Genomic DNA, 24,313 nt, shown 5'->3' with positions numbered 1-24,313 from the left:
CCGTCCGTCACTGTCACTGGATATCGGAACCGCTGATGCCGGCAGGCAACGCCTGCGGCAGCCACGCCTGACCCGCGAAGGCGCCCATATGGCCGCCGGAGTGGACCACCAGAGTGTCCTGGTCGACCGCGACCGGCCCGTGCCCGCCGCGCACCGCGCGGGCGGCCTGCACGCCGGCCAGATACTGCGGGAAATACGTTCCGAGCAGATCGTTCAGGTTGGGCATTTGCGGCCCGTTCCACGCGAGGCCGAACACGCTGCCGTCCGGCGCGAGGTATTCCCGCACGACGGTGCCGCTGCCGAACGTCGTCGTGCGCACGGTATAGGACGAGGCGATGCTGGCCGCGGACGCGGTGCCCGACGCGGCATGCGCGACGGCGGCAGACGAAACGGTTTGAGAATTGACAGAGGCGCCGGCGGGCGGCGTCAAGGGCGCGCCGCCCAGCGCCGCATAGGCGGACTGAACGGCGGATACGGCACAGCACAATCCGAGCGCTGTCATGAAGACAGTGCGGCTTACACGACTCAGCATGGCCTGACTCCTCCCGATCGACTGCGCGACGGCCCATGCACCGCACGAGCGCCCGCATTTAAGCAAGATCATACGGCACTGCGGTGACGGCACGCATGAAGGTTTCTTCGGGGGTATTTTGCCGGTGTGCCCGCGCTGCCGGGCGCTCAGGTCACACCTTTCCATGCTTACAGAGTCTTACCGGGCGTAGCGGCCGCGCTGCGGTACGCCACGCCCTAAGGCCCGGCGGCCCGCCGGCGAGCCGGGCCATAGGCCGAGCCGCCGGCGCAACCGCGGAGCCGAACCAGGGTCTGCCTAGAAGCCGAGGCTCGCCAGCAGATCGTCGACCTCGCCCTGATCCTGCATCACGTCGGCCTTGCCTTCCGGGTTGATCTGCGGCCCGTTCAGCAGGCCTTCCGGGCTGCCGGTGGACGACGGCTCAGCCGCCAGCGCCGCCGCGGTCGCCGCGAACTGCTCGCGCCGTTCGAGCGCGATGTTCTCGATCAGCACGCCGAGCAGTTGCTGCTCGATCAGATACACGACTTCCGTAATCTTCTTGATGACCTGACCGGTCAGATCCTGAAAGTCCTGGGCCAGCATGATCTCGAGCAACTGGGCGTTGGTCGCCGTGGTCACCTCGGGCACGCCGCGCAGGAAGGTGCGCGTGTCGTTCATCAACGCGCGCACTTCCTCGCGTTCGATCGGCGCCGCATACCATTGCTCCCAACGCGCATCGAGCACCGCCGCGTCCTGCTGCAGTTGTTCCTGCATCGGCTTGGCGACCTCGATCGAGCTCAGCACCTTTTCGGCGGCCTGCTCGGTCATGTTGGCGATGTACTTGAGACGGTCGCGCGCGTCGGGCACCGCTTCCGCGGCGCGCTCGACGTGCTTGTCGATCCCCAGTTCGCGCATCGAGTCGCGCAGCGTGCGCGTCAGTTGCCCGATGCGGGCAAGGATGCGGTCGCTGGCGAGGTCGCCGCCGTCGTGCGCGTCGGCGGCTGCCGCGTTGGTGGGCTGGTTCACGTCAGCTCCCGGTTTTCGCCATCTTCTCGAGAATCTTGTTCAGCTTCTCGTCGAGGGTGACCGCGGTGAACGGCTTGACCACGTAACCGCTCGCGCCGGCCTGCGCCGCCGCGATGATGTTTTCCTTCTTCGATTCGGCCGTCACCATCAGCACCGGCAGGTGCGTGAGGCTTGCGTCGGCGCGGATTTCCTTCAGCATGGCCAGACCGTCGAGGTTCGGCATGTTCCAGTCGGAAATCACGAAGTCGTACTTGCCGCTGCGCAGACGCGCCAGACCCGCTGCGCCATCTTCCGCCTCGTCGACGTTCGAGTAGCCCAGTTCCTTCAACAGATTGCGCACGATCCGACGCATTGTCGGAAAGTCATCTACGACCAGAATCTTCATTCCCTTATCCATTTCAATTCCCTTTCCCTTAACCCTTATCCCAGGTGGTGCGGTGTCGACCGGAGCGAGCGCCCTTGGCGCTTACTGCGGTCCCAGGTAAGACGCTTGCGTTCAGGCCCGCGCATCATACCCGCTGTACGCGTTCGCCCATCGACGAGAGGCGCGCCATGACACGCCGGCTCATCTCGGGCAACGAGGCGATCTCGTCGGCAGCGCCCAGTGCGATGGCCTCGCGCGGCATGCCGAACACGATGCAGCTCGCTTCGTCCTGCGCAAGCGTATACGCACCTGCTTTTTTCATCTCCAGCAGTCCAGCCGCACCATCGCGGCCCATCCCCGTGAGGATCACGCCCACTGCGTTCTTGCCGGCATGCTGCGCAGCCGAACGGAACAGCACGTCGACGGACGGACGATGCCGGTTCACCGGCGGGTCGTCGGACAGGTGTGCAATATAGTTCGCGCCGCTACGCGCCAGCAACAGGTGAGCGTGGCCAGGGGCGATATAAGCGTGTCCCGGCAGCACACGTTCGCCGTGCTCAGCCTCTTTAACGGTAATTCTGCACAAGCCATTAAGGCGTTGCGCGAAAGATTTCGTAAAACCCGGCGGCATATGCTGCGCGATCAGCACGGCGGGCGCGTCGGGCGGCAGCGGCACCAGCACTTCGCGGATCGCTTCGGTGCCGCCCGTCGAGGCGCCGACGATGATCAGCTTTTCCGTACTCAGCAGCGGATTGTTGAAGTTCGGCGCCGGCGTGGCGGCATGGCCCGCCGCCTGGCCGGCCGCCGCGGCGTGCTGCACCGGTGCGGCCTGGCGCACGCGGGCGCGCGCAGCGGCGCGAACCTTGTCGGCGAGCTTCTCGGAGTAGTCGAGCATGCCGTCGCGAATCCCGACCTTCGGCTTGGTCACGAAGTCGACCGCGCCCAGTTCCAGCGCACGCAGCGTAATTTCGTTGCCGCGCTCGGTCAGCGAGGACACCATCACCACCGGCATCGGCCGCAGGCGCATCAGCTTCTCGAGGAAGTCGAGGCCGTCCATGCGCGGCATTTCAACGTCGAGCGTCAACACGTCCGGGTTGTGCTGCTTGATGAGTTCGCGCGCGACGAGCGGGTCGGGCGCGGTTGCTACGACGGTCATGTCCGGCTGGCCATTGATGATTTCAGTCATCAGGCTGCGGATCAGCGCCGAATCGTCGACGCACAACACTTTGATCTTTTGCACAGCTCTCACGCCTCCTCTGCGGTTCTGGCGTTGTTTGAATTAATCGGGCGCGGGCTCGCGCCAAATAGCTCGATGCGCGGCTTGGCAGCAGCGGCGCTCGTCCCTGATCCTGCATTCGCGGTCGAGCCTGCGCCAAACAGTTCGACACGTGGCCGCCCAGCCTGGGTAGCCGGCGCGGCGAACAACTCGACCCGTTCCCGGGCCCGCGCGAGCCGTTCGGCCCGCTGTTCGGAGGTTTGCCGTGCGAGCGCCTGTTCGCGCTCGGCCACGCCTGCTTCCTGCTGCAGACGCAACTTTTTCACCATCACCTGGCCGGTGCGCGGCATGAAGGCCACCTTGCGCGGATGACCGCCCTGCAGGTCCTCGGCGGTGATGCGGATTTTTTCCAGCGCCAGATAACGGCGCACGAATTCGGAGTTGCGGTCGCCGATGTTCATCGTCGTCATGCCCGCCAGCACCGCCGCGCCGCCGAACACCTTGGCCTCGAAGCGTTCGCGCCGGCCACCCGCCTTGATGAGCTCGTTGATCAGCACTTCCATCGCGTAGGCGCCGTAGCGCATCGAGTCCGAGGCCGCCTGGCCGACGTCGGCGCCGTCGTCGGGCAGCATGAAGTGATTCATGCCGCCGATGCCCGCCGTGCGGTCCTGAATGCAGGCCGCCACGCACGAACCGAGCACGGTGACCAGCACCATGTCTTCGTTCGTCGTATAGAACTCGTTCGGCAACAGCTTCACGCCGGGGCGCTTGAAGTGGTTGTCGAAATACAGATTGGTGGCAATCGGCAGAGCGCTGCTCATACGCTCACCCCGCTAGTCGACGAATGGGCCGGTTGGGTCTGGCTGCGTTGCGGGGCGCGTGCGCCGCCGCCGTCGCGAGTCAGTTCGTAGACGGTCTGGCCACGCAGGCGGAACGACTGCGTGACGTAAGTGAAGTTCTCCGAGTGGCCGGCAAACAGCAGGCCGCCCGGCTTCATCAGCGGATCGAAGCGCGACAGCACCTGCGCCTGGGTCGGCTTGTCGAAATAGATCATCACGTTGCGGCAGAAAATCGCGTCGAACTGCGAGCGCAACGCGTAATCGCGATCGGTCAGATTCAGTTGCTGGAAGCGGATCATGGCGCGCACTTCGGGACGCACTTTCACCATCCCCGCATGCGCGCCGGTGCCCTTCAGGAAAAAGCGCTTGAGCCGCTCCTGCGACAGATGCTTGACCTGGTCGAACTGGTACATGCCGGCCTCGCCTTTGGCGAGCACCTGGGTGTCGATGTCGGTGGCAAGCACGGTGGCCTGGCGCGCGGCGCTGTCGCCGAGCGCTTCGATCAGCGTCATCGCGATCGAATACGGCTCTTCGCCGGTTGACGCCGCCGAGCACCACACCGAGACCGGCGCCGGCCGTTTCGCGACGAACTCCGCGAGAATCGGGAAGTGGTGCGCCTCGCGAAAGAACGCGGTCAGGTTGGTGGTCAGCGCGTTGGTGAAGGCCTCCCACTCGGCCGGATCGTTTTCCGACTCGAGCAGGTCGAGGTATTCGCGGAAGCTGTCGAGGCCTCGTGCACGCAGGCGCCGCGCGAGCCGGCTGTAGGCCATGTCGCGCTTGTGGTCCGACAGCGAGATGCCGGCACCGCGATGGATCAGCTCGCGTATGCGAGCGAAGTCCGCCGAAGTGAATTCGAAATCACGCCCCTGGTCGCCGGCCTTGGCCGGTTCCACCTTGTCGGGGCGAAGCTGTGCGCGCGTTGCCATCATGAGGTTTCCTGCTTGCGATACGAAGCGTCCCCAGCAGGGACTTGCATCGCGGGGTCGCGCCCGCCCGCGATTTTTTCCAGCTCGGTGTCCAACCGGCCGACGGCACGAAGCACGCCTTGTGAGCGTCCTTCAATGAATCGCCCATGGCGGGGCGAGGTGCCGAAAGCCTGCATATCTGCTTGCCATTCCTTAAAACGTTTCCCAGTCCGCGTCCGAGCCGACCGCCGCTGCGCCTGCCGCAGCCGGGCGCACGGTCGGTTCGGCGCCGGCCGACGATCTGGGTTTGAGCGCCGGTTCGGTGCGCGCCGGCGCGGCCGTACGTGCTGCGTCCTGTTTCGGCGCAGCCGGTGCTGCCGCATGGGCCGCGGGTTGAGCCGCTGCATGGGCCGCTGCATTTGCCGGCGTAGCTGCTGCTTTCGGCGCCGCCGCAGTGGATGCACGCGACACGCTCTTGCTGCGCGCCGCAGACGTGCTGCCGCGCGTAGCAGAAGCCGAAACCGGAGCCGCACGCTGACCGCCTTCCACGCGCCAGCCGCCCACCACCGTTTGCAACTGACGCGTCTGCTCTTCGAGCGAAGCCGCCGCGGCGGCCGCTTCTTCGACGAGCGCCGCATTCTGCTGCGTGACTTCGTCCATCTGCACCACGGCGCGGTTGACCTGTTCGATGCCGGTCGACTGCTCTTCCGAGGCCGCGCTGATCTCACCCATGATGTCGGTCACGCGGCGCACGGCCTGGACGATCTCTTCCATCGTCGTGCCTGCCCGGCCCACCAGCACCGAGCCGCTTTGCACCTTGTCCACCGAGTCGCCGATCAGCTCCTTGATTTCCTTCGCCGCACTGGCGCTGCGCTGCGCGAGACTGCGCACTTCGCCGGCCACCACCGCAAAGCCGCGGCCCTGTTCGCCGGCGCGCGCCGCTTCCACCGCCGCATTCAGCGCGAGGATGTTGGTCTGGAACGCGATGCCTTCGATCACGCCGATGATGTCCACCACCTTGTTCGAGCTTGTGGCGATGTCCTGCATCGTATGCACGACCTGGCCCACCACGTCGCCGCCGCGCGTGGCGATGTCCGACGCGTTGACCGCGAGCTGGCTCGCCTGGCGCGCGTTCTCGGCGTTCTGCCGCACGGTGCCGGTCAGTTGCTCCATGCTCGAGGCGGTCTGCTGCAGCGAAGCGGCCTGCTGCTCGGTACGCTGCGACAGATCGGTGTTGCCCATCGAGATCTCGCGTGCGCCGGTGTCGATCGATTCGGTGCTGGTGTGGACCGCTTTCACCATCGTCGAGAGGCTGTCCTGCATCTGTTTGATGCTGCGGAACAGGCGACCGATTTCGTTGGTGCTGAACACGTTCACCGGATGCGTCAGGTCGCCCGCGGCGATCCGCTCGAAGCATTCGGTGGCGTCGTTGAGCGGCTGCACGATCAGGCCGCGCAGCGCGAAGCGGATCAGCACCACCATCACCAGCGCGAACACGCCCACCGCGACGATCAGCGAGGTCATCAGCGTGACGTTCGACTGCGCCGCCGTCTGCTGATCGGCCGCGCGCTGCTGCAAGGCCTTCACCACCGCCGAAGCGGACGTGTCGTAGGCAATGAAGAGCGGGCTAATCTTAGTGTCGGCAATCGCGTGAAAAGCGGCTGAGTCGCCCGCGTGCAGCGCCGCGAATTCCGGATTGACGCCGTCGTTCATCACCGTCGCGCGGCGCGCCAACAGATCGTCGAGCAGAGCCTGGTCGATGCCGGCCTTCGGCGCATCCACAAACGTCTGCCAGCTCTCGTTACCCTTGCCGAGCAGTTCCTGCCCCCGGTCCAGCACCGTCTTCGCTTCGTCGGCCTTGCCGGCGGCGATCAGCGTGTTGTACCGGTCGATGGCGACGCGCGAGCGCAACAGGTACGCCGACGCATCGTCGAGCGCATGAATGGCCACCAGATCGCCGCGTGCAATCCCGTCGAGCGACTGGCTGGCGCGATTGAGCGCGGTGAGGCCGAGTGCGCCGACCACGATCGTCAGCGCGGCCAGCACGATCCCGACCATGGTCAACGATGTACGAATCGACCACCTGCTTAGCATCTTGATGCTCCCTGTTGTCCCGTCATGTGCACGCTGGCGGCTTTAGCCGCCGAGCGACTCGATCAGCGCCATTTCGCGGCTGGTCATCAGCTTTTCGATGTCCATCAGGATCAGCATGCGGCCGTCGACCGTGCCGAGACCCGTCAGGTACTCGGTGGTGAGCGTGGCGCCGAATTCCGGCGCCGGCATGATCTGGTCCATCTGCAGCGTCAGCACGTCCGACACGCCGTCCACCACCATGCCGACCACGCGATGCGCGACGTTCAGGATGATCACGACGGTCTGGTGGTCGTACTCGACCCGGCCCAGATGAAACTTGATGCGCATGTCCACGATCGGCACGATGATGCCGCGCAGATTGATCACGCCCTTGATGAAATCCGGTGCGTTGGCGATGCGCGTCACGCTGTCGTAGCCGCGGATTTCCTGCACCTTGAGAATGTCGATGCCGTACTCTTCCGCGCCGAGCGTGAAGACGAGAAATTCCTGACCGCCGGCATCTGCCTGCAGCGCATCGCGGCGGCCGACGCTCGAATTGATGGATTGGACTTCTGCCACGTTAGCCCCCAAACGGTTGGGATGAAATAAGTTAAGTAAAAAGTTGCCCGAGCTTGCGCGCGGCTTAAGCGAGGCTCATTGCGCCGTGCGCATTGCGCGTCTCGCGGTTCAGCGCCGCCACGTCCACGATCAGCGCGACACTGCCGTCGCCGAGGATGGTCGCGGCGGAAATGCCGTGCACCTTGCGGTAATTCGTTTCCAGATTCTTCACGACCACCTGCTGCTGGCCGACCAGTTCGTCGATCAGCATGGCGAAGCGCCGTCCTTCGGTCTGCATGATGGTGACGATGCCCTGGGTCGGTTCCGACTTGGCGTCCTCCACCGAGAACACTTCATGCAGCGCGACGAGCGGCAAGTATTCGCCGCGCACCCGCACCACCCGCTCGCCGTTGGCCACCGTGTAGATGTCTTCGGCTTGCGGCTGCAGCGACTCCATCACGAAGTTCAGCGGCAGAATGAAGATTTCGTTGCCGACCTTCACCGACATGCCGTCGAGAATCGCCAGCGTGAGCGGCAAGACGATGCGCGTGGTGCTGCCCTTGCCTGCCTGCGAGCTGATTTCGACGTGGCCGCCCATCGACTGGATGTTGCGCTTCACCACATCCATGCCGACGCCGCGGCCCGACACGTCGGTCACCTGCTCGGCGGTCGAGAAGCCCGGCAGGAAGATCAGGTTCCAGACCTCGTCGTCGGTCATGCTTTCGCTGACCTGCATGCCCTGCTTGGCCGCCTTCGCGAGAATCTTGTCGCGGCGCAGACCGGCGCCGTCGTCGCTCACTTCGATGACGATGTTGCCGCCGTGATGCGCTGCCGACAGCACCAGCTGGCCGGTCGAATCCTTGCCTGCGGCGCGGCGCGCTTCCACGGTTTCGATACCGTGGTCGAGCGAGTTGCGTACGAGGTGGGTGAGCGGGTCGATGATCCGCTCGATGAGGCTCTTGTCGAGTTCGGTCGCCTGACCGAAGGTGACCAGTTCGACCTCCTTGCCGAGCTTCGCCGCCAGATCGCGCACCAGACGCGGGAAGCGGCTGAAGACGTAATCCATCGGCATCATGCGGATCGACATCACCGCTTCCTGCAGATCGCGGGCATTGCGCTCCAGTTGCGCCATGCCGTTGAAAAGGCGGTCGTGCAAGGCCGGATCGAAGGTGCTGGTGGTCTCGGCCAGCATGGCCTGCGTGATCACCAGTTCGCCGACGAGGTTGATCAGCTGATCGACCTTCTCGACGCCGACGCGGATCGAACTGCCTTCGGCCGCACCGGCCGCAGCCGGGCGCGCCTTGCGGTCGTTCTCGCCGCCGGCCGCGGCCGGCGCTGCGGCGGGCGCCGGCGCCGGTGCAACGGCCGTGGGCGCGGGAGCAGGCGGCGGCGCCGGCGTGGCCGCCGGCGCGCTGAACAGTTCGTGCGACGGTGCTGCAACGCTTGCCTGCGGCGCGGCAACCGGCGCGGGGGCCGGTGCCGGTGCAGGCGCCGGAGCATGCTCCGCAGCGGCAGGCGTTCCAGGTTCGCCTTGCTGCGATTCATCCGCCGGTGCGGTGCCGCGGCCGATCAGGATCTGACTGTCGTCGATCACGAAACAGCACACGGCGATAATGTCGTCGGACGTGACATCGGTCTGCAGCCACAGCGTCAGATCGCCGCCTGCCTTGACCTGCCCAACGATATGCCCCAGGTTGCCGAGCTCTTCGGCCAGCAGTTCCTGGTCCTTCTCACCTACACCCCGTAGCGTGATTTTCAGATGCGGGCCGCCCTCTGCGCCGGCGGTCCCGCTTGTTGCTGCGCCGGTCTGTGCCGGTTCGTTGCCCGCCAGTTCGCCGGCAGCCTCGACAGCCTGCTGCACGACGTGTTCGGGCGGATGTCCTTCGTCGGCGGCGGACGCGGCCGGCGCCGGTGCGCTGGCTTCGACCGGAGCCGGTGTGGCGGCAGCCGGTTGTCCCAGGCTTTCCTTATAGAGCTGGTCGAGCTTGGCGCAAATCGCCTTCGCCACAGCCGCATCCGGCTCGGCGCTCGCGCGGTAGTCCGCGAGCTGGCCGGACAGTACGTCCTTGGTTTCGAGGAACGTGTCGATCATGTCCTTGCGCAGCACGAGTTCGTTATTGCGCGCGCGATCGAGCAGCGATTCGAGAATGTGGGTCGTTTCGGTCAGCGCGGTGAAACCGAACGTCGCCGCACCGCCCTTGATCGAGTGGGCCGCGCGGAAAATGGCCGCGAGGTCTTCCGGATCGGGATGGCCGATGTCCAGATTGAGCAGCAACTGCTCCATCTGCGCGAGCAGTTCGTCCGCTTCGTCGAAGAACGTCTGATAGAACTGAGTGATGTCGAGTGTCATGCCTGGGTCACCGCGAGAGATCCTGTCTAGGCTTTGGCTGCCGTGCCGCTTCTATGCTTCTGTAAATGGTGGATGAGTTCAGGCGTTACCTGACTCGGCCAGCGCTGCGACCAGTTCGGTCAGCATGTCGGGGTCGAGCGGCTTTTCGATCCAGCCCGTCGCCCCCGCCGCTCGCGCCGCCGCCTTGAAGGGTTCGCCGGATTCCGTCGTGAGGACGAGGATTGGCGTCACCTGATAGGCCGGGTTGCCGCGCAGCGCCGCGATCAGATCGAGACCGGTCTTGCCCGGCATATGCTGATCCGTCAGCACGAGGTCGAACGGCGTCGCCAGCGCATTCTCCAGACCCTCTTCGCCGTCGGCCGCGAGCGTCACCTGATAGCCGGCTGTCGTCAGCGTCGCGGAGAGAATCTGCCGCATCGCTGCCGAGTCGTCGATTGCCAGAATGTGCCTGATCATTAAAACCTCGCTGCGCTCACTATGGATCGCCCGGCTGCGCGCCGCGTGAGCGGCTGCGCGGGCCGGGCGATCATGTCCTTCACTTCGGCGCCACGCCGGGCGCCTTTGGAGCAACCGTCACCGGTTGCGCAATTTGCTGCAGCAGCGGCTGTTGTGCCGAGCCCGCTGCGTCGTCCGACAAGGTCGTCGTGGTCGAATCGTCGTGCATCATCGCGTCCTCCGACTTCTTGTTCAGGACGAGAATGCTGATACGACGGTTCTCCGGGTCGAGCGGATCGGTCTTGTTCAGGTTCTGCGACGACGCCATGCCGATCACGCGCATCACCTTCGATTCGTCCATGCCGCCCGCAATCAGCTCGCGGCGCGACGCGTTCGCGCGGTCTGCCGACAGCTCCCAGTTGCTGTAACCCTTTTCGCCGCCGGCGTACTGCACGGCGTCGGTGTGGCCTTGCACGATGATGCGGTTCGGCACGTCGTTCAGCGTGTGACCGATTTCGCGCAGGATGTCGCGCATGTACGGCTGGACCTCGTCGCTGGCGGTGTCGAACATGGGCCGCTTCTGCGAGTCCACGATCTCGATGCGCAGCCCCGTCAAGGTCGAATCGATGCGGATCTGCTGCTTGAACTGGCGCAGGACCGGGTTCGCTTCGATCGCGGCCATCAGCTTGATCTGCAGGTCGTGCAGGCGGACCTGTTCCTGGCGCTCGAGCTCGCCTTGCATCTGCTTCACGGCGTCTTCGTCGTTGTGCGCGGCGGTACGCTCGGCGCGATTCATCGAACCGTCGCTCTGGCGCGTGATGCCCTGCTGATCCGTCGAGATATCGCGTCCGCCGCCCTTCAGGATGCTCGAATCCTCGGCGCTGCGGTCGCCGCCCCACAGCGTGATCTTCAGCGGCTGGTTGAAGTAGTCGGCAATGCCGCGCAACTGCACGGTGGTCGCCGAGCTGAGCAGCCACATCAGCAGGAAGAACGCCATCATCGCGGTCATGAAGTCCGCGTAGGCGAGCTTCCACGCTCCGCCGTGATGGCCCGCCTTCTTCGGCGCGGCGCGCTTGACGACAATCGCGCGGTCTTTGTCCTTGCTCATCGATCCGGTCCCTGGCCTGTGCGGTTACTTGGCTTTCACCCGGCGCACGTGCTCTTCCAGCTCGCTGAACGACGGGCGTTCAGTCGAGAAGAGCACCTTGCGGCCGAATTCGACGGCGATCGCGGGCGCATAGCCATTCAGGCTCGCGAGGATCGTCACCTTGATGCACTGGAACATCTTGGTCGACTCGGCGACGCGCTGTTCCGCGACGCTCGAGAGCGGCCCGATCAGACCATACGAAAGCAGAATGCCGAGGAAGGTGCCGACCAGCGCCTGGGCGATCATCTCGCCGAGCACCGCAGGCGGCTTGTCGGCGGAGGCCATGGTATGCACCACGCCCATCACCGCCGCCACGATGCCGAACGCCGGCATCGCGTCGCCGACCTTGGCGAGCGCATGCGCCGGGGCTTCGCCCTCGGTGTGATGGGTTTCGATTTCCTCGTCCATCAGGCTTTCGATTTCGAAAGCGTTCATGTTGCCGCCGACCATCAGACGCAGGTAGTCGGTCAGAAACTCGATGATGTGTTTGTCGGCGAGGATCTTCGGATACTGGGTGAAGATCGGGCTCTTCGACGGATCGTCGATGTCGGCTTCGAGCGTCAGCGTGCCTTCCTTGCGCGCCTTGGCCAGCAGGACGTACAGGAGCGCCATCAGCTCCATGTAGACATCCTTGTTGTATTTAGACCCCTTGAACAGGGTCGGAAGCACGCCCAGCGTCGCCTTGATGGTTTTCATCCCGTTGCCGAGAACGAACGCGCCGACGCCGGCGCCCCCGATCATCAGCAATTCGACTGGCTGAAGCAGCGCGCCCAAATGACCGCCTTCCAGCGCATAACCGCCGAAAACGGACAACAGCGTCACGAGTGTTCCCACGAAAATCAGCACAGCCGAGCCCTCACAAGGAAGCGACGGAGACCGTCGTTAAACTGGTTTACGGCAACGGAGCGGAAAACTTTGGTGGAAAAGCAAGTTGGAGAGCCGGTGTAAACCACAGGCACGCGGTAGAGGCCCAGCCGGGGCGCCGGGCTGCGCTGCAAGCGGGGCGGGCGTGCCCGCCCCGCGGCTCAAAGCTCCAGTTCGGCGAGCTGGCTCGCGCGCACCTTCGCTTCGGCAACTTTCTTTGTCTTACCGGCGCGGGAGGGCGGCTGGCACAGTCCGCAGACAAAGGCGTGCTGCGGGTCGTGCGCATGCGCGACGAAGTGGCCGCCGCAGCGGCAGCACGGCGTCATCTGCAGCATGCCGGAGTCGAAAAAGCGCACGAGGGTCCACGCCCGGGTCAGGCTGAGCACCGGTTCGTCGTCGTGCAGCTTGACGTGTTCCTGGTAGAGCCGGTAGCTCTTGACGATCGACTGGATCGTCTCGCAGCCGCCGTGGTCGGCCATGAAGCGGTAGATGTTGTAGAACAGCGAGGAATGGAAATTCGGCTGCCAGGTCATGAACCAGTCCGTCGAGAACGGCAGCATGCCCTTGGGCGGCGAGACCCCCTTCAATTCCTTGTACAGCTTGATCAGCCGGTCGCGCGACAGGCTCGTCTCGGCCTCGAGCAATTGCAGGCGCGCGCCGAGTTCGATCAGTTCGATCGCCAGGGTGATTTCCCTGACTTCGAGAATTACGCTTTTAGTGGCCATCCGCTTGGCTTCCCGCATCCTGGTCGTGCTGGTTGGCATTGCTGCCGTGGAGTACCGGCATCAGCCGATCTGCTCGACGGGCTGGCTAGCCATCAGGATCGCGGAATGCGCCTGAGAAATGGCGCTGGTCTTGCCCTTGTCCGCAAGCGTGGACAGGACAGCGTGGTCATCGAAGCGGAAGCGGCATAGCACCTGGCTGGATGCGGCCAGCTTGACGGTCTGCGCCAGAGACAGATTGGCAATGACGTCGGCCAACTGATCCGAAATGCCCATGCGGAACATGCCCATAGGTTTGTCTTCACGCAGCAGACGCTGAGCGAGCAGGAGATAAGAAAGATTCACTTCCCTTATCTCATTGAGCATGTCACTTGTGGTGCTCATGATTCCCCCGAGTCGATCTGGCTGGTCAGGCCGTTACGGAAACGTTTGCTCGATCGCGCGCACTACATCCGCCCGAACGGCCCGTTTATGGTCTTGCCAGCATTGTGTCCAAAGGGAAAGCGAACGGAAATCGGACAGACACCCCATCTGGATGACGGATTCATCCATAAATGATGTAGGAATTTTTCCTACAAAGTGGCGATCTGAAAGAGGGTTGAAAGCTCAGGCGGGATTTGGGGGCACGACCGGTGCGCGAATCCGGTGCGTTTCACGCACCGTCACCGGTGAGGCCGGATTATAGATGCTTTTCACACTGCGGCAACACGCGCTCGTTATGCGCGACGCATTGCGAGCCGCCAGACGCGATCCCACCCGGCTGCGGCACATGCCTTGCTGAGGGGTGTCATGCTGCCGACCTGCGATCCCGGAAAACCGCTGTAGAGAAGGCTTCGCGACCTGTAACGCAGCATGTTTCGCGCTGTAACAACATTAAGTGTTTGAAAAACAACTCGAATTGCGTCGGCCGATCCCGATAATGGCCTTAAGGGATAACCCGATGCAATGACGGGTTGCCTCTGGGCGGCGGGCTGACCGCGCCCGACCGTCCGCAAGGCATTCGCCCCTCGCTCGATCCGGGCGCCGCTGTGCGAAGCCGTTATGACCGCAACCATGTTGCACGGGACCGGAGTAAAGCGCCAGGCGCTCACCCCGGTCTACAAAGGAGAGTACGTATGCGAATCGCACAAATCGCGCCTTTATACGAAGCTGTTCCGCCGAAGTTCTACGGCGGCACCGAACGTGTCGTGTCCTACCTGACCGAAGCGCTGGTCGAGCTCGGCCACGATGTGACACTGTTTGCGAGCGGCGATTCGGTCACCTCCGCCAAGCTCGAAGCGGCCTGGCCGCGCGCGCTGCGCCTCGACCCGACGGTGCGCGACGCCATGGCGCCGCACGTCCTGCTGATGGAGCGGGTGCGCAGCATCGCTCACGAATTCGACGTGCTGCACTTCCACCTCGACTATCTGCCGTTCCCGCTGTTCTCGACGCTCGACACGCCGTTCGTCACGACGCTGCACGGCCGTCTGGACCTGCCCGAGCTGCAGCCGATCTTCGACACCTTCTCGCAAGCGCCGGTGGTGTCGATCTCCGATTCGCAGCGCCTGCCGCTCAAACAGGCGAACTGGCTCAACACGATTTATCACGGCCTGCCGGCGCAACTGCTCACGCCGCAGCCGCACAAGAAGCCCGAATATCTGGCGTTCCTCGGCCGTATCTGTCCGGAGAAGCGCGTCGATACAGCTATCAAGATCGCTGCACAAAGCGGTTTGCCGCTGAAGATCGCCGCCAAGGTGGACAAGGTCGACCAGGAATACTTCAAGACGGAGATCGAGCCGCTGCTGTCGCAGGCGCACGTCGAATTCGTCGGCGAGATCAACGAAGCGCAGAAGCCGGAGTTCCTGTCGGGCGCCAAGGCGCTGCTCTTTCCGATCGACTGGTCCGAACCGTTCGGGCTGGTGATGATCGAATCGATGGCGTGCGGCACGCCCGTGATCGCCTTTAACCGCGGCTCGGTACCCGAGGTGATCGATCACGGCGTGACGGGCTTTGTCGTGGAAGACGTGCAAGGCGCCGTGGCCGCCCTGCAACGGCTGGACGAGTTGTCGCGTACGGATATCCGCGCCCAGTTCGAGCGCCGCTTTAGCGCGAAGACCATGGCGCAAAACTATCTGGACGGCTATACCGCGCTTATCGAAGCGGAACGCCGCCCGCTGTTGCGCCGTGTCGCAGTGGGTTGAAGCGTCTCCGGGCGTTGGATTGCGCGGAAAAACCCTATGTGAATCGTTTGCGCGAGCGCAAACGCGTCGATAAGCCCCGCATCTTCTAAAAGCCGCCTTTGAAAGGCGGCTTTTTTAACCGGTAAATTCCGCCACAAATCTGATACATATTGCGCAACGAATAGCCTCCCGGGCGTCATTAACCTTCAGGAAGCTTTCACAGCGAAAATGATCTATTGCGACTAAACCTGCTCGATCAGAAAGCGCTCGCGATTCTTGCCGGCAATCCACTTGGGCGGCTTGCCGCGCCCACTCCACGTGTTGCCCGACTTCGGATCCTGGTACCGCGGCGGCAGCGGCGCCTTCTTGGGCGGGCGGCCGCGCCGCGCCGCGACGGCAAAGCCCAGGTCCTGGGCCGTCAAGCCGTATTCGGCGATCTTGCCGCGAATCTCCTCGATCACATTGCCGAGTTCGGTACGCCGCGCTTCGTCCGCCTGCGCCTGCAATCTGGCGATCTGCGCCTTAAGCTCTGCATATTGCGACATTTCACTTCTCCCTTTTTGTAGAACGCATTGTCACGGAGACTAGCCGCAATTAGCGAATTTCGCAATGGACACTAATACTCACAATTCACGAAATCGTCTGATAATTTATTAATGCCGCGTGAATTGTTAAATCAGTCTGTGCTTTACCGCGAAATAATCCCGGCCACAAACCACCACATTGACAATTCTTGACACCTGATTCGACGATATTTGCCTAAAATTTCGCGCTCGGAGGTGTGCACCTGAATAACCCTGTGCCGCTGCCAGCAAGTCAAACTTTTTAGGATTCCATATCATGCAGTTGTCAAAGCGCCTCGCGGCCGAGTTGTTCGGCACCTTCTGGCTTGTCCTCGGGGGCTGCGGCAGCGCCGTCCTCGCCGCTAATTTCGCCGGCCCGGTACACGGGCTGGGGATCGGCTTCGTGGGCGTTTCGTTCGCGTTCGGCCTGACGGTGCTGACCATGGCGTATGCCATCGGCCACATTTCGGGCTGCCACCTGAATCCGGCGGTGAGCGTCGGCTTGACCGTGGCCGGCCGGTTCCCGGCGCGCGACCTCGTGCCGTATATCGTCGCGCAGGTGGTGGGCGCGGTGCTCGGCGCGCTGGTGCTGTCCCTGATCGCCACCGGCAAGCCGGGCTTCGACCTGGTGGCAAGCGGCTTCGCCAGCAACGGCTACGGCGACCGCTCGCCGGGCCACTACTCGCTGATGGCCGCGTTCGTCTGCGAAGTGGTGATGACCGCCGTCTTCCTGTTCGTGATTCTGGGCTCGACCGACAAGCGCGCGCCGGCCGGCTTCGCGCCCATCGCCATCGGCCTGTGCCTGACGCTGATCCACCTGATCTCGATTCCGGTCACCAACACCTCGGTCAATCCAGCGCGGTCGACGGGACCGGCACTGTTCGTCGGCGGCGCGGCGGTGGACCAGCTCTGGCTGTTCTGGGTGGCGCCCATCCTCGGCGCGGTCATTGCCGGCTTCCTGTACCCGGCCATCGCGGAAAATCGCGCAACCGGCAACTCGCGCGCGGCGCTGGCCGATTGATGCGTAGTAGCTGACGCTATGCGTAGTGGCTGACGCATTGGTGGGCTAATCGGCAAAGCGGGCGCTACAGCGCCCGCTTTGCTTTTGCCGCCACCGGTCCTGCGACCGATCCGCAGCAAACCAGAGGGGCACTGCTAGAATCGTCCGACTTTCATACGGCTCGCAAAGAGGCTCCCGATGACCCGTTCCCGCCGATTCCTGTCTGGCGCCGCACTCTGGCTCGCCGCTTCGTGCGGTGCGGCGCTGCTGCCCGCCACGGCGCATGCGGCCGGCGCTCCTGTGGCCGACACGCCAGTGGCCGGACATCCCGTTGAAACACTGGTGTTCGTCCGTCACGGCGAAAAGCCGGCGCAGGGCTTCGGCCAGCTCGATTGCCAGGGCCTCAACCGCTCGCTGGCGCTGCCTGCGGTCATTGCAGCCAAGTTCGGCAAACCCGATGCGATCTTCGCGCCCGACCCGGGCCAGCAGAAGGACGACAGCGGACACCCGTACTACTACGTCCGCCCGCTGGCAACCATCGAGCCCACCGCGATTCAATTCCAGCTACCTGTGCAAACGCCTTATGGCTTTGCGCAGATCGACAAACTGGGCGCTGCGCTGGTCGACCCCGCGTATCGCAACAAGCTGGTGGTGGTGGCGTGGGAGCACAAGCTGATCGAGAAGCTGGTGCGGCAGATCGTGAGCGCCCATGGCGGCAACGCCAGCGATGTCCCGAAGTGGCACAGCGACGACTTCGACAGCATCTATATCGTCAAGCTCGACTGGCAAGACGGCACGCCGCACGCGACGTTCCAGCATAGCGTGGAGGGGTTGAACGGACGATCCACGGATTGCCCGTGCGCCGCGCTGCCGCCGGCGGCCGCATCAGGCGCGGCGCCCTGACATCAGCGGCGCCTTACGACGCCACTTCGTCGTTCAGGGCGAATAATTTGCGCAGATGATGCGCGACGCCCGCGTCGAAGTTGTTGCCGATGCGCGGCACATTCGGCAGACGCGTGATGAGGTCCGGATTGGCGTTGTTCATCATGAACGGATGGCCGGCGGTTTCCAGCAGGTCGATGTCGTTCATGTTGTCGCCGAACGCGACGCAGCGGGCGGCATCCACGCCGAGGCGCTCGAGCACAAACTTCAGCGCGCGGCCCTTCGACACATTCGATGTCATGACTTCAAGACAATCCGGCAGCGAGTAGGTGACGTACAGCGCGTCGCCGAACTCGCGTTGCAGATTTGCCGCGACCGCCGCGAGGTCGGCGGTCTCGCCGATATACAGGGCCTTGGCGATACCGGCGCCGTCGTGCCGCTGCAAATCGGTCACTGCGTAGCCAAAGCCCGAATCCTGATGCAGGCGCAATAATTCCGGCGCTTCGCGGTCGATCAGCCATTCCTGATCGGCGAACAGGTTGACGATCACCCGGCCGTGCGCCCCGACAATCTCCGGCTGCACGAGGCGATGGACGGCGGCGGGCGGAAGATCGTCCGCGTAGATTCTCGTGTCGTCCGGGGCGTGCACGCGCGCACCGTTCGACGTGATCAGGTACGGACGGATGCCCAGCAGGTCGCGAATGCCCGCCACGTCACGGTAGTGGCGGCCCGTCGCGATGACGAAGTGCAGACCCTCCGCCTCCAGCCGACGCACCGTGGCGACGGTGAACGGATCGAGCTGATGGTCGCCGTTGAGCAGGGTGCCGTCGAGATCGGTGGCGATGACTTTGTACATGGTGTGGGCGGCCGGCGGCGTAAAGGGGTCTATTTTAGCGTCGCTTTCAAGGCTTTCGTCGCCGCTTCGCGCTGCGCCAGTTGCAAACCGCCGTGCGCAGAGTCGGCCAGCGGCGCACGCAAGCGCACCTCATAACGCTGCGGCACGTAAGCGCGCAGCGGCGCGCCGAGTCCGCCGCAGAGGGCAACCGGCAACGTGCCGGACGGATCCAGCGCCGCAATCATCTTGCCGATTTCCTCGCCCGCTTCGGCCAGCAGGCGCGCGACGAACGGATGGCCCGCGTGAGCAAGCACCACCGGCGCGAGGCTCGCGTAAGCGGTCTGATTGGTCGTACACAGCCAGACGATCAGGCTGTCGCGGTCGTGCGCCCCCACCCGTTCGAGCAACGCCTGCGCGAACTCGTCCAGCGGGACGCGGCCGTCGAGCGCCTGCTGCGCGTGGACGATGGCACGCAAGCCGAGCCACGCGCCGCTTGCCTCGTCCCCCGAAGGGAAGCCGAAACCGCTGGCGATGCGGCATTCGCCCTCGCCGTCCGCCGCTGCGGCGATGCTGCCGGTGCCGAGCGTCACGATCACGCCATGTGCGCCACCGTGCGCGCCTAGTAATGTCGTGTAGGCGTCGCTCTCCACGGCAAGCCCGGCCAGCTTTGGCGCCTGCGCCCGAAACGCGGCGAGCCAGTCGCGATTATTGGCCCCGGCGAGCCCGCAACCGAGCACGCACTGCTCCCATTGCGGCGCGACGCCGGCCCGGTTGAACGCTTCGGCGCAACCCGCCTGGATGGACTGCCAGGCGCGCTCGATACCGAGTCCGAGGCCAGACGGCCCGCTTGCCGCCTGCGCCAGTTCGCGGCCGTGCGCGTCGCCGAGCACCACGCGCGTGCCGCTGCCGCCGCCGTCGACGCCGATGAGAAAGAGATCTGTGTTCATCGAATGACTATCAGTGAAGAGTTGCCGCATAGCGTGGCAGGTCCATTTCGATCCGGCAACTGGCCGAACGGCCTAGTTGCAGCGCGAGAGCGTTCCGATATGCTGGCAGAGCCCGGACAAACCGGGATTTCGACACATGACCAAGCAGGAGCCGGAACGTGACACAGCGATGCAACTGGGCAACGAGCGAAGCGCTCGCACACTACCACGACACCGAATGGGGCGTGCCTTCACGCGACGATCGGCACCTCTTCGAAATGCTGGTGCTGGAGGGCGCGCAGGCCGGACTGTCGTGGTCCACGATCCTGAACAAGCGCAGCGGCTATCGTCGGGGGTTCGCGGACTTCGAGATCGACAAGGTGGCCCGCTTCACGCCGAAGCATGTAGATGCGCTGGTGCTCGACGAATCCATCGTGCGCCATCGCGGCAAGATTGAGGCGGCCATCACCAACGCGCGCGCGGTGCAGCAGATCCAGGCGGAACACGGCTCGCTGGCCAATTTCATCTGGTCCTTCGTCGATCAGACGCCGATCCAGAACGAATGGGCCTCGTACCAGCATGCGCCGGCCTCGACCGAAATCTCGGACGCCCTCAGCAAGGAACTCAAGCGCTACGGCTGCAAGTTCGTCGGCACGACCATCTGCTACGCGTTCATGCAGGCGGTCGGCATGGTCAACGACCATCAAACGGATTGCGACTGCCGCGCCCGCTGCGCGGCGCTCGGTAAAAAGGGGCGCAACCGGAAGGCGGGCTGAGGGCGGACCGAGGCTGAACTGCCGGCAAACCGAGGGTGACCTGAGGACATATCGAGAGGCACCGAAGGCGACCCAGGAGCGGACCCAGAGGTCAGCCGAGCGCCGCTTGAGGACGCCTCGACACCTGGCCCAATCCCGTGTGGTTTTCGCCACACTTCGGGCGCGAAACTCAGCGTCTGCGGGAAAGTCCCGAGCGCGGCCCTGTCACCAGGCCGGAGCCTTACCCAGCTTGCCTTTGCAGGAAGTGCCCGGAACCCGCATCTCGCTCCTTCATGTCAAAATTGCGCCTATGTGCGCTACACCGCTACGTTTTTACCTGATTCAGTCGTTATAACAATTGAAGGGCGGCCACGTCGCTCGAACCACCCATGATTGACCGCTGCGCGCAGACGCAGGGGAGAACAACGATGAAAAATCCAGACTTCCTGACTCATCAGGAGATATTCGACCGGGCCGCCAGCCATCTGGACGGGCAAGGGCGCGCCGCGCTTCTGCCGCGCGGCGGCGGCGCCTATCGGGGTTACTGCGGTGGCTGCCCGGTCGGCAGCTTCATCAAGCCGCGCGATTACATGACAGCGATGGAAGGCATTCCGGTTCGCTATATCGGCAAGACGCCGGCGGAAGTGCCCGCCTATATGGATGTCGGCATCGTCGCGCTGAAAAAGGCGCTGCTGCGGGCACACATCAATATCTTCGACCCCGCCACCGTCGAGCTGCTTAGTTGCCTGCAAAACGTGCACGATGTCTTCGGCACGTGGGAATGGCACGAGCGGCTGGTGTCGATTGCTCGTCAGTTCGGCTTGTCCACCGCCCAGTTGAAGAACGCCGCCTGAGGGCGGCCGGGCGGCATCGCACCCTACAAAGCAAACGCACAAGGCAAAATAAGCGCACAAAGCAAAACGGCGATGTGGCTTCTTACGAAGCTCACACCGCCGTTCGGCTGTGCTTGAAAAGCGTGCTTAGTGCAGCTTTTTCGGCAGCTGTTGGCTGCGCAGGCGCTTGTGCAGGCGCTTCACAGCAGCCGCTTTCTTGCGCTTACGGGCCGTCGTCGGCTTTTCGTACGATTGGCGTTCACGCAGTTCTGCGATCAGGCCGTTCTTTTCGATTGCGCGACGAAAGCGGCGGATCGCCACTTCGAACGGCTCGTTTTCCTTCAGAAGAATCGTCGTCATGTAATTCCTAACTAAATCGCTGGATACGGGTAATTGCGCGGCGGCATACCGCTCACGCGCCGGTCCTCCGGTCGCTTCGATTTCATGGCCAATAACAGGAAAACGAAACCATGCACGAAGCGAGAGGCAAGCGGCCACGGAGGCCGGAAAAGAGAGGTGGGGAGTTCACCGCTTAACGCGGGCAGACGCACATCGCCAAACGCCGCGTCTGTTGCCGCTTCGTCTACCCAAGAGCAGACGAAACAGGCAAAGATCTCAATTCACTCCCGATGATATCAGGAAAATACCGTGCCTACCACCATTTTAGCCATTCCGCCAGGCACTTGCGTCATCCAGCAGGCGCATGTCGGCGCCGGTCAGCATCAGGTGGACAGCCGCGGTGAGACTCTCCAGTTGTTGCACCGAGGTCGCGCTGGCGATCGGCGCCGTCACGCTAGGCCGGGCGATCAGCCACGCCAGCGCCACGGCGGCCGGCGTGCTGCCGTGCTGGTCCGCCACGGTATCGAGCGCCGTGAGGATCCGCGTGCCGCGCTCGTTCAGGTATTTCTCGACCCGGCTGCCGCGCGCACTCTTCGCCAGATCGGCCGTCGAACGGTACTTGCCCGATAGAAAGCCACTTGCAAGGCTGTAGTACACGACCGAACTCAGGTGCTCGGCCAGCACAACCGGTTCGAGGTCGGTTTCGTAAGCCTCGCGGTCGTAGAGATTGTATTCGGGTTGAATAATCTGATATTCGGGCAGCCCGTGCTGGCGCGACACCGCCAGTGCCTCGCGGATACGCGCGCCGCTATAGTTGGACGCGCCGACCACCCTCACCTTGCCCGCCTCGATCAGCCGCTGATAGGCGCCGAGCGTTTCGGCGAGCGGCGTATCGAGCGCATCTTCGTGGGAAAAATACACGTCGATGTAGTCGGTTTGCAGACGCCGCAGCGAATCCTCGACGGCCGCCTGGATGTTGCCGGCGGACAGCCCCTTACGCTGCGGATGCTTCGCCACCTTGGTCGCCAGCACGATCTGGTCGCGCTTGCCGCTGCGGCGAAGCCACTTGCCGAGGATCGTTTCCGACTCGCCGCCCTGGTTGCCCGGCACCCAGGCGGAATACACATCCGCGGTATCGATAAAGTCGAGGCCGGCGTCCACGAACGCATCGAGTATGGCAAACGAAGTCGCTTCGTCGGCGGTCCAGCCAAACACGTTGCCGCCGAACATGAGCGGCGCAACCTGCAATTTTGAATTGCCGATCCTTCTCTTCTGCATGATTTCTCCAAGGTTTTCGACTAGAGAGAGAAAAAGAATACGCCGACTTTTCAAGCTCTGCGTCGCACCCCGACACTCGGCCAACCGGCGTCGCACGGCGGCCTCCGACCGGCCGACGGCGTAATTCGCCGTAAAACAATTGGGTCCGAATTGAACAAAGTCCCTCAAGTTTTTTTTTCCTGCGCCGACATCCTGCTCAGAGGCGGCCAGCAAAGAACGAGTGCACCGCCCATGTCAACGTGGCAGTAACTTTAGGGCAACAGCCTCTTGGGAGATTTTCATGCTCAGCATCAACAGTAATATCTCGTCGCTGACCGCGCAGGAAAACCTGAATGCTTCGGGTAGCGCACTGTCGCAAGCTATTACCCGCCTGTCCTCGGGCAAGCGTATCAACAGCGCAGCAGACGATGCAGCTGGCCTGGCAATTTCGACGACGCTGCAAACGGCCATCAACGGCCTGAACCAAGGCGTGTCGAACGCGAACGACGGCGTGTCGATGGTCCAAACGGCCAGCACGGGTCTGTCGCAAATCACGCAATCGCTGCAAACCATCCGTTCGCTGGCTGACGAAGCCGCCGGCGGTACGCTGTCCGCAAGCAACCAGCAAGCGCTGCAACAGGAAGTTGCCCAGCAAGTTGCTGAAGTGAACCGTCTCGCATCGCAAACCAGCTACAACGGTATCAACCTGCTGGACGGCTCGGCTGGCAACGTCACGGTTCAAGTTGGCGCGAACGTCGGTCAGACGATCAACCTGAACCTGAGCCAAGGCGTGTCGGCAGCATCGCTGGGCAGCGGCCCGGTGGCAGCAGGCAACACGATCGGCACGCTGACGGGCCTCGACCTGACCGCGACCGGTACGGCTAACTCGTCGGGCGGCACGGGCGCGATCACCCAGATCAACATCCTGTCGAACGGCACGGGCGGCTTCACCTTCACCGACCAGAACAACCAGGCTCTGTCGACGACGGCTGTGAACAACCTGTTCTCGGTTGCCGGTTCGGCAAGCGGCATCTCGACGATCTCGCTGGCAACGGGCGCCAATAACGGTCTGCTGACGGCGAACGAAACGACGGCCATCAACGCCGACTTCACAACGGGTGGCGGTTCGGCAGCAGCAGCCGGCACGGTGCTGGGCGTGTACTCGGGTCTCGACCTGAACTCGACCAACGGTTCAGCAGCAACGGCAGGTACGCCGAACGCGATCACGTCGATCACGGTTGAATCGAACGGCACGGGCGGCTTCGAATACGTCGACCAGAACGGCAACCAGTTGTCGACGACGGCTGCAAGCAACCTGTTCACGAGCAACTCGACGACCGGCGTCACGTTTGCCGGCGCGCAAACGACGATCGGTTCGACGGCTGCAGGTCAACCGGCAGGTTCGGTTCTGGCAACCGTCAACACGAACAACGTTCCGACTTCGGTGGCGAACGTGAACGTCAGCACGACGGCTGGTGCAAACCTGGCGATCGAAACGATCACCAACGCACTCGCAACGATCAGCAACATCCAGGCAACGCTCGGCGCAGCGCAAAACCGGATGACGGGTATTGCAACGTCGCAGCAAGATGAGTCGACCGACCTGTCGAGCGCACAGTCGCAAATCACGGACGCGGACTTCGCACAGGAAACCGCTAACCTGAGCAAGGCGCAGGTGCTGCAACAAGCTGGTATCTCGGTGCTGGCACAAGCTAACTCGAACCCGCAGCAAGTTCTGAAGCTGCTGCAATAAGCTA

The 24,313-nt window shown here is 63.7% G+C and carries 25 protein-coding genes; 6 read left to right on the top strand and 19 right to left on the bottom strand.

Translation table 11 applies throughout. The features are described from left to right. Nucleotides 1-13 precede the first annotated feature (13 nt). The 14 genes from BUS12_RS31960 to flhD form a co-directional block, all read right to left on the bottom strand. Complete coding sequence (locus tag BUS12_RS31960) at nt 14-532, bottom strand: DUF2844 domain-containing protein (RefSeq protein ID WP_074301301.1); 519 nt, start codon at nt 530-532, stop codon at nt 14-16. Between the two features lie 294 nt (nt 533-826). Further along, nucleotides 827-1,534: a protein phosphatase CheZ gene (cheZ, locus tag BUS12_RS31955; protein ID WP_074301300.1), complete on the bottom strand. Its 708-nt coding sequence runs from the start codon at nt 1,532-1,534 to the stop codon at nt 827-829. Nucleotide 1,535: 1 nt separating this feature from the next. After that, nucleotides 1,536-1,931, bottom strand: a complete 396-nt coding sequence (gene cheY / locus BUS12_RS31950) for a chemotaxis response regulator CheY (RefSeq protein WP_074301299.1) — start codon at nt 1,929-1,931, stop codon at nt 1,536-1,538. A gap of 112 nt (nt 1,932-2,043) precedes the next feature. Further along, on the bottom strand, nt 2,044-3,138 hold the full coding sequence (locus tag BUS12_RS31945; RefSeq protein WP_074301298.1) for a protein-glutamate methylesterase/protein-glutamine glutaminase: 1,095 nt from the start codon (nt 3,136-3,138) through the stop codon (nt 2,044-2,046). A 5-nt stretch (nt 3,139-3,143) separates the two neighbouring features. Next, the gene (gene cheD / locus BUS12_RS31940; protein WP_074301297.1) at nt 3,144-3,935 is read right to left on the bottom strand and encodes a chemoreceptor glutamine deamidase CheD; all 792 of its coding nucleotides are present in this window, start codon (nt 3,933-3,935) and stop codon (nt 3,144-3,146) included. Beyond that, a complete protein-coding gene (locus BUS12_RS31935) occupies nt 3,932-4,882 on the bottom strand; it encodes a CheR family methyltransferase (RefSeq protein WP_074301296.1) in 951 nt (316 codons plus the stop codon). The genes cheD and BUS12_RS31935 overlap by 4 nt, the downstream gene beginning before the upstream one ends. 189 nt (nt 4,883-5,071) lie before the next feature. Beyond that, the gene (locus tag BUS12_RS31930; RefSeq protein ID WP_074301295.1) at nt 5,072-6,952 is read right to left on the bottom strand and encodes a methyl-accepting chemotaxis protein; all 1,881 of its coding nucleotides are present in this window, start codon (nt 6,950-6,952) and stop codon (nt 5,072-5,074) included. A 42-nt stretch (nt 6,953-6,994) separates the two neighbouring features. Further along, complete coding sequence (cheW, locus tag BUS12_RS31925) at nt 6,995-7,510, bottom strand: chemotaxis protein CheW (RefSeq protein ID WP_074301294.1); 516 nt, start codon at nt 7,508-7,510, stop codon at nt 6,995-6,997. Between the two features lie 64 nt (nt 7,511-7,574). Beyond that, nucleotides 7,575-9,839, bottom strand: coding sequence for a chemotaxis protein CheA (gene cheA, locus BUS12_RS31920; protein ID WP_074301293.1), 2,265 nt, complete (start codon nt 9,837-9,839; stop codon nt 7,575-7,577). Between the two features lie 78 nt (nt 9,840-9,917). Further along, a complete protein-coding gene (locus BUS12_RS31915) occupies nt 9,918-10,295 on the bottom strand; it encodes a response regulator (RefSeq protein WP_074301292.1) in 378 nt (125 codons plus the stop codon). A 79-nt stretch (nt 10,296-10,374) separates the two neighbouring features. Then, on the bottom strand, nt 10,375-11,382 hold the full coding sequence (gene motB, locus BUS12_RS31910) for a flagellar motor protein MotB (protein WP_074301291.1): 1,008 nt from the start codon (nt 11,380-11,382) through the stop codon (nt 10,375-10,377). A gap of 24 nt (nt 11,383-11,406) precedes the next feature. Continuing rightward, nucleotides 11,407-12,267, bottom strand: a complete 861-nt coding sequence (motA, locus tag BUS12_RS31905) for a flagellar motor stator protein MotA (protein ID WP_074301290.1) — start codon at nt 12,265-12,267, stop codon at nt 11,407-11,409. A 179-nt stretch (nt 12,268-12,446) separates the two neighbouring features. Further along, on the bottom strand, nt 12,447-13,010 hold the full coding sequence (gene flhC, locus BUS12_RS31900; RefSeq protein ID WP_074301289.1) for a flagellar transcriptional regulator FlhC: 564 nt from the start codon (nt 13,008-13,010) through the stop codon (nt 12,447-12,449). Between the two features lie 60 nt (nt 13,011-13,070). Then, complete coding sequence (flhD, locus tag BUS12_RS31895; protein ID WP_074301288.1) at nt 13,071-13,391, bottom strand: flagellar transcriptional regulator FlhD; 321 nt, start codon at nt 13,389-13,391, stop codon at nt 13,071-13,073. Nucleotides 13,392-14,122: 731 nt separating this feature from the next. On the opposite strand from flhD, the gene BUS12_RS31890 reads away from it, so the two are divergent. Beyond that, a complete protein-coding gene (locus BUS12_RS31890) occupies nt 14,123-15,187 on the top strand; it encodes a glycosyltransferase family 4 protein (RefSeq protein ID WP_074301287.1) in 1,065 nt (354 codons plus the stop codon). A gap of 221 nt (nt 15,188-15,408) precedes the next feature. Here the strand turns inward: BUS12_RS31890 and BUS12_RS31885 are convergent, their stop codons facing one another. Next, nucleotides 15,409-15,711 (bottom strand): H-NS histone family protein, encoded by a 303-nt coding sequence (locus BUS12_RS31885; RefSeq protein ID WP_074301286.1) that lies wholly within the window; start codon nt 15,709-15,711, stop codon nt 15,409-15,411. Nucleotides 15,712-16,006: 295 nt separating this feature from the next. On the opposite strand from BUS12_RS31885, the gene aqpZ reads away from it, so the two are divergent. Together aqpZ and BUS12_RS31875 are read left to right on the top strand one after the other, a co-directional pair. After that, complete coding sequence (gene aqpZ, locus BUS12_RS31880) at nt 16,007-16,750, top strand: aquaporin Z (protein ID WP_074301285.1); 744 nt, start codon at nt 16,007-16,009, stop codon at nt 16,748-16,750. A 177-nt stretch (nt 16,751-16,927) separates the two neighbouring features. Continuing rightward, nucleotides 16,928-17,632 (top strand): histidine phosphatase family protein, encoded by a 705-nt coding sequence (locus BUS12_RS31875; RefSeq protein WP_074301284.1) that lies wholly within the window; start codon nt 16,928-16,930, stop codon nt 17,630-17,632. Nucleotides 17,633-17,645: 13 nt separating this feature from the next. On the opposite strand, the gene BUS12_RS31870 is transcribed toward BUS12_RS31875, so the two are convergent. Then, complete coding sequence (locus BUS12_RS31870) at nt 17,646-18,467, bottom strand: Cof-type HAD-IIB family hydrolase (protein ID WP_074301283.1); 822 nt, start codon at nt 18,465-18,467, stop codon at nt 17,646-17,648. A gap of 29 nt (nt 18,468-18,496) precedes the next feature. Next, nucleotides 18,497-19,393: a glucosamine kinase nucleotide-binding domain-containing protein gene (locus BUS12_RS31865; RefSeq protein WP_074301815.1), complete on the bottom strand. Its 897-nt coding sequence runs from the start codon at nt 19,391-19,393 to the stop codon at nt 18,497-18,499. 158 nt (nt 19,394-19,551) lie between these two features. On the opposite strand from BUS12_RS31865, the gene BUS12_RS31860 reads away from it, so the two are divergent. Together BUS12_RS31860 and BUS12_RS31855 are read left to right on the top strand one after the other, a co-directional pair. Beyond that, complete coding sequence (locus BUS12_RS31860; protein WP_074301282.1) at nt 19,552-20,148, top strand: DNA-3-methyladenine glycosylase I; 597 nt, start codon at nt 19,552-19,554, stop codon at nt 20,146-20,148. A 407-nt stretch (nt 20,149-20,555) separates the two neighbouring features. Further along, nucleotides 20,556-20,981 (top strand): hypothetical protein, encoded by a 426-nt coding sequence (locus BUS12_RS31855; RefSeq protein WP_074301814.1) that lies wholly within the window; start codon nt 20,556-20,558, stop codon nt 20,979-20,981. Nucleotides 20,982-21,107: 126 nt separating this feature from the next. Here BUS12_RS31855 and rpsU read toward each other — a convergent pair whose 3' ends face one another. Together rpsU and BUS12_RS31845 are read right to left on the bottom strand one after the other, a co-directional pair. Next, nucleotides 21,108-21,320 carry a 30S ribosomal protein S21 gene (gene rpsU / locus BUS12_RS31850; RefSeq protein ID WP_074262890.1) on the bottom strand — a complete coding sequence of 71 codons (213 nt, stop codon included), beginning with the start codon at nt 21,318-21,320 and terminating at the stop codon, nt 21,108-21,110. Between the two features lie 303 nt (nt 21,321-21,623). Further along, nucleotides 21,624-22,577: an aldo/keto reductase gene (locus BUS12_RS31845; protein ID WP_074301281.1), complete on the bottom strand. Its 954-nt coding sequence runs from the start codon at nt 22,575-22,577 to the stop codon at nt 21,624-21,626. Nucleotides 22,578-22,857: 280 nt separating this feature from the next. Here BUS12_RS31845 and BUS12_RS31840 point away from each other — a divergent pair, with 280 nt between their 5' ends. Further along, nucleotides 22,858-24,309 (top strand): flagellin N-terminal helical domain-containing protein, encoded by a 1,452-nt coding sequence (locus tag BUS12_RS31840; RefSeq protein WP_074301280.1) that lies wholly within the window; start codon nt 22,858-22,860, stop codon nt 24,307-24,309. Nucleotides 24,310-24,313 lie beyond the last annotated feature (4 nt).

It is taken from the genome of Paraburkholderia phenazinium (assembly GCF_900142845.1).
GTDB lineage: Bacteria > Pseudomonadota > Gammaproteobacteria > Burkholderiales > Burkholderiaceae > Paraburkholderia > Paraburkholderia phenazinium_A.
The sequence above is the reverse complement of the archived record's forward strand: the minus strand, read 5'-3'. Positions and strand labels throughout refer to the sequence as shown.

Coding starts and splice junctions, on each gene's coding strand:
- BUS12_RS31960 (WP_074301301.1), bottom strand. CDS start 532: ATGCTGAGTCGTGTAAGCCGCACTGTCTTCATGACAGCGCTCGGATTG.
- cheY (WP_074301299.1), bottom strand. CDS start 1,931: ATGGATAAGGGAATGAAGATTCTGGTCGTAGATGACTTTCCGACAATG.
- cheD (WP_074301297.1), bottom strand. CDS start 3,935: ATGAGCAGCGCTCTGCCGATTGCCACCAATCTGTATTTCGACAACCAC.
- BUS12_RS31935 (WP_074301296.1), bottom strand. CDS start 4,882: ATGATGGCAACGCGCGCACAGCTTCGCCCCGACAAGGTGGAACCGGCC.
- BUS12_RS31930 (WP_074301295.1), bottom strand. CDS start 6,952: ATGCTAAGCAGGTGGTCGATTCGTACATCGTTGACCATGGTCGGGATC.
- cheA (WP_074301293.1), bottom strand. CDS start 9,839: ATGACACTCGACATCACTCAGTTCTATCAGACGTTCTTCGACGAAGCG.
- BUS12_RS31915 (WP_074301292.1), bottom strand. CDS start 10,295: ATGATCAGGCACATTCTGGCAATCGACGACTCGGCAGCGATGCGGCAG.
- motB (WP_074301291.1), bottom strand. CDS start 11,382: ATGAGCAAGGACAAAGACCGCGCGATTGTCGTCAAGCGCGCCGCGCCG.
- flhC (WP_074301289.1), bottom strand. CDS start 13,010: ATGGCCACTAAAAGCGTAATTCTCGAAGTCAGGGAAATCACCCTGGCG.
- flhD (WP_074301288.1), bottom strand. CDS start 13,391: ATGAGCACCACAAGTGACATGCTCAATGAGATAAGGGAAGTGAATCTT.
- BUS12_RS31890 (WP_074301287.1), top strand. CDS start 14,123: ATGCGAATCGCACAAATCGCGCCTTTATACGAAGCTGTTCCGCCGAAG.
- BUS12_RS31885 (WP_074301286.1), bottom strand. CDS start 15,711: ATGTCGCAATATGCAGAGCTTAAGGCGCAGATCGCCAGATTGCAGGCG.
- aqpZ (WP_074301285.1), top strand. CDS start 16,007: ATGCAGTTGTCAAAGCGCCTCGCGGCCGAGTTGTTCGGCACCTTCTGG.
- BUS12_RS31875 (WP_074301284.1), top strand. CDS start 16,928: ATGACCCGTTCCCGCCGATTCCTGTCTGGCGCCGCACTCTGGCTCGCC.
- BUS12_RS31870 (WP_074301283.1), bottom strand. CDS start 18,467: ATGTACAAAGTCATCGCCACCGATCTCGACGGCACCCTGCTCAACGGC.
- BUS12_RS31865 (WP_074301815.1), bottom strand. CDS start 19,393: ATGAACACAGATCTCTTTCTCATCGGCGTCGACGGCGGCGGCAGCGGC.
- BUS12_RS31855 (WP_074301814.1), top strand. CDS start 20,556: ATGAAAAATCCAGACTTCCTGACTCATCAGGAGATATTCGACCGGGCC.
- rpsU (WP_074262890.1), bottom strand. CDS start 21,320: ATGACGACGATTCTTCTGAAGGAAAACGAGCCGTTCGAAGTGGCGATC.
- BUS12_RS31845 (WP_074301281.1), bottom strand. CDS start 22,577: ATGCAGAAGAGAAGGATCGGCAATTCAAAATTGCAGGTTGCGCCGCTC.
- BUS12_RS31840 (WP_074301280.1), top strand. CDS start 22,858: ATGCTCAGCATCAACAGTAATATCTCGTCGCTGACCGCGCAGGAAAAC.